This is a genomic window from Pedobacter sp. 01T416_2 (assembly GCF_056398925.1).
Window position 1 is genome coordinate 1 of record NZ_JBFTQI010000305.1, and the last position, 6501, is coordinate 6501.

A 6501-nucleotide genomic window follows, 5' to 3' on the forward strand; every position below is an offset into this window, starting at 1 on the left:
GAGGTATACAGGTTTATCTAAATACTTTTTGCCATTTACTTTTTTATAGGTGTACTTCTCTTCGGTTTTATTATTATATCTGGTGTAAATCTCACTCAATTTAATTCTTTCATTAAAAAAATAACTTAAAAATAGCCTTACCATTTTGCCATCACCGCCCCGGTTGTTCCTTAAATCTATAATCAAAGCATTTGTATTTGAAACAAAATTCATTGTAGCATCTAAAATTTGTTGAGCAGATTTATTTCCTTCGGGAAATCCGGTATATTCAATATAACCGATATTTCCGTCTAATCTCATCACTTTATCAAAACCATAATTCCACTGTTTGTTAATAGCATCGTATTTTTTTAGCAATTCCTTTTCATTGACTGCTTTTTCTTCCTCTTTACCCGGACGGTATAATAAATTGAAATGCAGATCATTACCGTTTCTTGTTAAATATTTTGAAAGAGATTTTGCAAATTCTGCATCAGAAAGATTGTCAAAAGTTTTAAGATCTATTTCCGATTTTAATTTTTTAGAAAGTTGATTTGCAACATCTTCAAAAATGTAATATTTATTAATTTTATCTGCTATTTCCAATATTTGTTTATTACTTTCCGTAAAATCCTGGGCATTCGCTTTTGAGTTGAAGCAGATTACAACGTAGATTAACAATAGATTAAATACTTTTTTCATTTCTTAGATTTTACAATTAGTAATTATTTTATTTAATATTTTTTCGAGTAAATTAATCTCTTCCAACGACAAACCATTTAGTGCCGTTTCTCTATTCAGTTTTGCAATTGGGTTTATTAATTCTAGCGTTTTTTTTCCTTTTTCGGTTATTTCAAGATTAAATTTCCTTCTATCTCCTTTATGAATAGTTCTATTTAGATAATCTTTTTTAACCATTAATTCTATCATTCTCGTGATGGATGCATTATCCTTAAAAACAAGATTTGCCAATTCATTTTGAGAAATTTTGTCATTCTTGTTAAGGATTATTAAGACTAGGCATTGATCTACTGTAATATCTTTTACAATTTTTGAGATATTCCTTTGTGAAATTTTTCTATACTCCTTAATTGCTTGTTCAATCAAATAAAGTACTGTTGCTGTTGGGTTTTTGTTATTCATATCAATTATGTTGATGCAAACATAATTGATATATCAATATAAAGTATAAAAAAAATGATTTTTGTTTTTAAGAGCTTTTATGTTCGGTATTGAAAGTAGGCAGAAATTCCTGATTTTCAGATTCGCCATCATACATAATTCTTCACCAAAAGTGATGATGAACCAGTTTGAAGCGAAATGTGGCCTCACTTTAAAAACGGAACGAGTGGCCATTTTCCCTGAAATATCCAGGCTTAAAGGAAAGTATGAATTTCGTTGCCGAAGCCGGGGACTATGCTTTTACTTTGATAAAGTCTGCTCTTTTGGACAAGCAGGAACAAGTGGAAGAAAGTTCTTTATAGCAGGAAGATAAAACAGATGGTATTCAGGTAAATAGTCAACCTGAAATTAGAAAAACTGATCAATGTAAACTGCCTGGTTATTCCTTTTACAACTGTGTATAAAGCTGGTTATTGCCTTAAGACTGACTTTTGCGCACTATAAATTTGGTCTGAAAAAATATTTTGCCTGATTTTCAGTTGCTTATCCTAAAGCATTTGTCAATGTGCCTAATCTGTCTATTTTTGCCTGATGACCGTAACCGTACTGGCTATTTTAGAGACAGATTTTAAGCCTGAAAAAGCATTGGCCAAAGTAATGAACGACCGTTTGGTCCGGACCGCAAAGGAATTACAGGAAGCCCATTTCAAGCCTTTGTCAGGCAGGGGATTTTCAGACGATGATCTGGTTGTCTATATCAGCTATAACCCGAAATACAAAATCCGCTACCGTATCGTGAATGATGTACCTGCGGATATCGAGTATTTTGTTGCGGAATGCTGCGGCAGGCTGGGCTTTATCCTGTGGAGAGCCAATGCGATAGGGGTAAGCAGTGAAGCCGGGCATCTTGGTTTTCAATAGTTCTTTTTTTTGCTTTCCCGCTTAAATGTTTAGTTTTGGGGCTGGAACACGGTTTCCAAGGACAAAATAATTATATCCGGGCCCTTTGGCCCCTTAAAAAACAGTTATGGACAAATTCAAACAGGTACAGGAAGTAATCGCTTCAGTTGAGGCTGATGTGACGAAATTTTATGATGGTGGAAATGCAGCAGCCGGTACACGTGTACGTAAAGCAATGCAAGACCTTAAAAACCTTGCCCAAGAGATCAGGGCTGAGGTTACGGAGAAAAAGAACAGCGCAAAATAAACAGGAGACTGTTTTGGGAAATAAAGCCACTGGTATAGATCAGTGGCTTTTCGTTTGGCATACAGTCATTCAAATATATGTGCGTAGACCTGGGCAAGTGTCGAAGTTTTTTGTTTTATGCCCGGTTGTCTAATTTTGATAGCCGCTTTATATTTTTTTTGGCAACTGCCGGGCTATCCGCTCATACGCCTTCAGGCCTTAACCACAGGCCGGTATCCGCTGCTATCCCTGTTGCGAAGGACAAGATTCCTTTATTAAATTTAGGGTGGAATGAAAGGGTGTAGGACCTTTGGTTTTAATTATTTGTTTTTAAGGAAGTTAAAATCGTATTTGGCATTAGGTCGCCAAAAACTCACCTCTATTTTTCTTGCAAATTTTTTGTTTAAAAGGTATTAAATTATCATACATTTTAAAAGACGTTTTCAAAATCAGATTTTTTTTAATCAATATTATCTGCTCTAATCGTTTTCGTTTAAAAACATACATTGAATAGTTTATTAAATATATCACATGTTAAATTTTTGGTGCTCTTAACGAGATCTTTAACGAACTTTTTTGTTGATGATTTGAAGCGTAAATCAGAGTTGAAGATTTCAAAATAAGTCTCGCACCGTTTCTAATAGTCATTGATAAAAATATTTTAGAATGTTGATGCAACCTTCGATCAATTCTTGTCGTCTCTCCTATATAAACTAATTCRAATACACGTTACCAGCGTCAAACAAGCTTTAAAGAAGATGAAGAAATATACTTACTTGTTTATTATTGCCCTTTGTGTCCTTGGTAGTTCCTGCACAATGATGGTGAAAGGAATCGCCAAACTTTTGGTTAAAGACTATAATGATTATACCGATACTTATATTTCTGATATACAAATTGTGGATGCTGATGGAAGTAATCACTCATTTGGCAGCTTATACAGGGGAAAAACGGTCTATCTATATGTTTGGGGAAATAAGAAACTCTCAGTTCAGCAGGAAAAATCATACCGGTTGCTAAAGGAACGCTTTGCTAAATATTCCGACGTAATTTTTGCCAGTCTATATGTAGGTTCAGATACCTCATCAACCAATAAATTAGGTGCTGATGTTTCGTCTGCCAAATTCCATAAAATTTTGGCGATCGGCGATCCGGCACCGTTCATCATCGGGAAGGATGGAGCAATTTTGGCTTACAAAGGCCCCAAGCCAGATGATAAAATTATTGTGGATTATGTTCTTTATCAAGCCATGGAAGGGGAAAATGGAACTAAATCTGCCAAACGTTTTATTAGAGGAATAAATGGAAATAACCAGTTTAAATCTCCTAAACTGATTGAATGGTACACTAGCCACTTTGGCAAGGCCCCCGACCATAAACTTAATATGTCTCTGTCTTCCACAAATTAGGAGGCAATCAAGTTATGACCATTTGACCCGAAATGGGTAGGCTACTTTTGAGGTTCTTCGTTGCTTTTGGTGAAAATCTGTGGAGTTCAGTTCGAAGGTTTGATGATACGATTGATAATATCTGCCACCAAACGACAAGTAAATATACGACGAGTCATAATCACAATCAATATAGTGAAATTGAGGTTTTCAGTGATGAGTTTACTTCCGATAAGGAGATCAACGAATACCTTGTCTTTTAAAACAGGACAAAAGATCATAGTAAGGAAAAGATCATAGTAAGGACTTGTTAAGGGTGACAGGCTTACTGTAGAAATGCATGGCGTTGAGGCTCCGGTATACACCTATTTATTTAGCCTTTTCAATGCCAGCAGTTCTGCCGACCGGGCAGCTCCCGCCAATCTGGTAAGTAATGTCAGTGGTGGAGCACTTGGCTTTTTTAGTGCACATGTTGTAGAACTTGAGACAATTACAATTCCTTAAGCACCTAGCAATTAAGAGCGAAAGCCGGAGAACCGTTTAAACAAAGCCCTATGCCAACGGTTCTCTGCTAATCAGTATTTTTTCCTTTTTGTATTTTTTCTCAAATAGTTAGCTGCTTTTTTGGGAGACTACGGCCTTAAAACTATTTTCCCCCGCCAACATCGGGCAGCTGCGGCCCATTGTCTTCTTTCGAATCTTTTTTAAACTGTAGCTTGCCAAATTTATAGGATAATGTTAACCCAAAGGACCGTACAGGAACAAACCTAAGGCTTGTCTGATCGAAATTTGGGCCAAAGCTGGTCTGTCTCTGCGTGAGATTCCGGTTGAAAGGATTTACTCCTGTTAAACCGATACTCGCATTTTTGTTGAGAAACTGTTTTCTTATCGCGATACTATAGTTGAATACTGAGGGTCTTGTACTCCTTAAGTTTTTTTGTGATGAATTATAATTTCCAAAAACTTCTGCCAAAAGATTATTGCGAAGCTCATAACTTGCATTTAGGTTGGTTCTGTAGGCAAATGCACTAACACTTGCCAGGCCAGGCGATACATTGTCTCTGTTGCCTGCCTGTATGTTGGTGCGCAGGTTCAATTTTTTGGTTATAGGTACCGAAGCAAATAAACTCGCGCCAATGCTTGTCTGCGTGCCCAGATTGAATCTTTGGGTAAGTGAAACAGCAGAATAATCGATATCATTGATGGTCAATACGTCATAATAGGTGGTAAGCTGCTGCATATCATCGGTATTTCTCCTGAAATATCCAGCAAAATAAATGTTTGCTCCGTTTTTAAAGTTTTTGCTGTAACCCAATTCAAAGTTATTGCCGATTTCAGGCTTCAACAGTGGATTTCCGGTACTCATATTATGCGGATCGCTGATATTGTAAAATGGGTTGAGGTCACCATAATCTGGTCTTTCGATTCTATAGGTATAAGAGAGTTTGATAGATTGCGAATCATCGAGTTTATGCTGAAGGGTAAAAGATGGGGCAAAAGTATTGTATCCGGCTATTTCTGCACCGGAGAAATCTGCTACTTTTCCAGTACGTTCATACCTAAGTCCCGTCTTGCCCGTAATAAAATCTTTAAAAAGTGAAAAAGAAGCCGATAGGTAGGCCGAATATACATTCCTCTTATAATTAAAGCCATAGGTTTGGTTGGCATTGTTAATATACGATCCGTTTGTGGTTAAAGTATCCGTAACCACATTATTGTTCAGGTCGTCTATATTCATTTTTACTCCGCTTTCAATTGTGAGTTTTTTGCTTACAGGCAAAGTGTAGTTAACAGAAAGTTCGGTCTCATTTTCTTTACCAGGGTTCGAGCTCTGTAATCCGGTTGTTGGATAATTGCCGTTCAGGTAGGCAGAGGTTTGTGAAGTACGAACGGTGTTGTTTCCAAAACTCGAATTATAGAGAAAATCCAGTTCATGACCTCCTTTTTTGAAACTTTTTTTGTAGGCTAAACTAATATCGGTTGAGTTGGCGTTAAAATTACTGACCGAATTTCTGGTGCTCTGGATATTGGATAACAAAAGCCCAGATGAGGCAAGCAGGTATTGTTGGTTTTGGTTGGTAACCCCACTTCCGTTATTATTGAAATGATTGTAACCAAAGGTAGCTGTGACTTCATCCTTAGGTGTAATGCTCCAGTTCAGATTGATGCCAGTCTGGTAGCTCCCTCTTTTGGTAGGGTTGCTTCCGTCCTGAAAAAACCTGTTAATCGTATCTCTGGTATTATTATAGGAAAGGCGGTCAAGTGAACTTTTTGTAACCGTGTTGAACTGTTTGTTCCCACTAAAGAAAACACCAACACCAAAATTTCCTTTTTTTACATTCAGGTTTACCGATCCGTTTTCCAATCTTGTTCCGGCAGAAACATTGACACTTCCGTTCATGCCCTGGAATTTATTATCTTTTAATACGATATTGATGATCCCCCCTGTGCCACTGGCATCATATTTCGCACCCGGACTGGTAATCACTTCTACACTTTTGATCTGACTGGCGGGAATCGACTGCAGCGCATCAGCAAGGCTGGCACCAAAAATACTGGAGGGCTTGCCATTGATTAAAAAACGGACGCTTCCACTTCCCTGCAGTTCCACATTTCCATCGATATCAACACTTACCATCGGAACTTTTTTTAACACATCCAAAGCCACACCGTTCTGTGYGGTAAGATCGTTAGCGGTATTGTAAACGGTTTTGTCGATCTTGTTCTCTATAATGGGCGTTTTGGCTGTAACCGTTACAGATTGCAACTGATCTACCGTAGAAACCAATAAAGTAGTACCAAGATGAATATTGGATGATGTTGCAC

At 37.3% G+C, this 6501-nt stretch carries 7 protein-coding genes; 4 read left to right on the forward strand and 3 right to left on the reverse strand.

Features of this window, described 5'->3' with window-relative positions:
• On the reverse strand, nt 1–681 hold a 681-nt coding region (locus AC1DPQ_RS14000), incomplete at its 3' end, for a S41 family peptidase (protein ID WP_477609817.1).
• A gap of 3 nt (nt 682–684) precedes the next feature.
• A complete protein-coding gene (locus AC1DPQ_RS14005; RefSeq protein WP_477584047.1) occupies nt 685–1122 on the reverse strand; it encodes a MarR family winged helix-turn-helix transcriptional regulator in 438 nt (145 codons plus the stop codon).
• Nucleotides 1123–1692: 570 nt separating this feature from the next.
• Between AC1DPQ_RS14005 and AC1DPQ_RS14010 the strand changes: the two genes are divergently transcribed.
• From AC1DPQ_RS14010 to AC1DPQ_RS14025, 4 genes are all read left to right on the forward strand, one after another.
• A complete protein-coding gene (locus AC1DPQ_RS14010) occupies nt 1693–2022 on the forward strand; it encodes a hypothetical protein (protein WP_057935027.1) in 330 nt (109 codons plus the stop codon).
• A 106-nt stretch (nt 2023–2128) separates the two neighbouring features.
• Nucleotides 2129–2308, forward strand: coding sequence for a hypothetical protein (locus AC1DPQ_RS14015; RefSeq protein ID WP_057935026.1), 180 nt, complete (start codon nt 2129–2131; stop codon nt 2306–2308).
• Nucleotides 2309–3045: 737 nt separating this feature from the next.
• Nucleotides 3046–3696, forward strand: a complete 651-nt coding sequence (locus AC1DPQ_RS14020) for a hypothetical protein (RefSeq protein WP_157258303.1) — start codon at nt 3046–3048, stop codon at nt 3694–3696.
• 315 nt (nt 3697–4011) lie between these two features.
• Entirely contained in the window at nt 4012–4179 is a 168-nt protein-coding gene (locus tag AC1DPQ_RS14025; protein WP_157258301.1) for a hypothetical protein, read from the forward strand.
• Nucleotides 4180–4321: 142 nt separating this feature from the next.
• Here the strand turns inward: AC1DPQ_RS14025 and AC1DPQ_RS14030 are convergent.
• Nucleotides 4322–6501: TonB-dependent receptor domain-containing protein (locus AC1DPQ_RS14030; RefSeq protein WP_477609819.1), on the reverse strand; the 2180-nt coding region annotated here is incomplete at its 5' end.

What these genes read in the sequence shown, in the direction of transcription:
- AC1DPQ_RS14010 (WP_057935027.1), top strand. Translation starts at nt 1,693, where the DNA reads ATGACCGTAACCGTACTGGCTATTTTAGAGACAGATTTTAAGCCTGAA.
- AC1DPQ_RS14015 (WP_057935026.1), top strand. Translation starts at nt 2,129, where the DNA reads ATGGACAAATTCAAACAGGTACAGGAAGTAATCGCTTCAGTTGAGGCT.
- AC1DPQ_RS14020 (WP_157258303.1), top strand. Translation starts at nt 3,046, where the DNA reads ATGAAGAAATATACTTACTTGTTTATTATTGCCCTTTGTGTCCTTGGT.
- AC1DPQ_RS14005 (WP_477584047.1), bottom strand. Translation starts at nt 1,122, where the DNA reads ATGAATAACAAAAACCCAACAGCAACAGTACTTTATTTGATTGAACAA.
- AC1DPQ_RS14025 (WP_157258301.1), top strand. Translation starts at nt 4,012, where the DNA reads ATGCATGGCGTTGAGGCTCCGGTATACACCTATTTATTTAGCCTTTTC.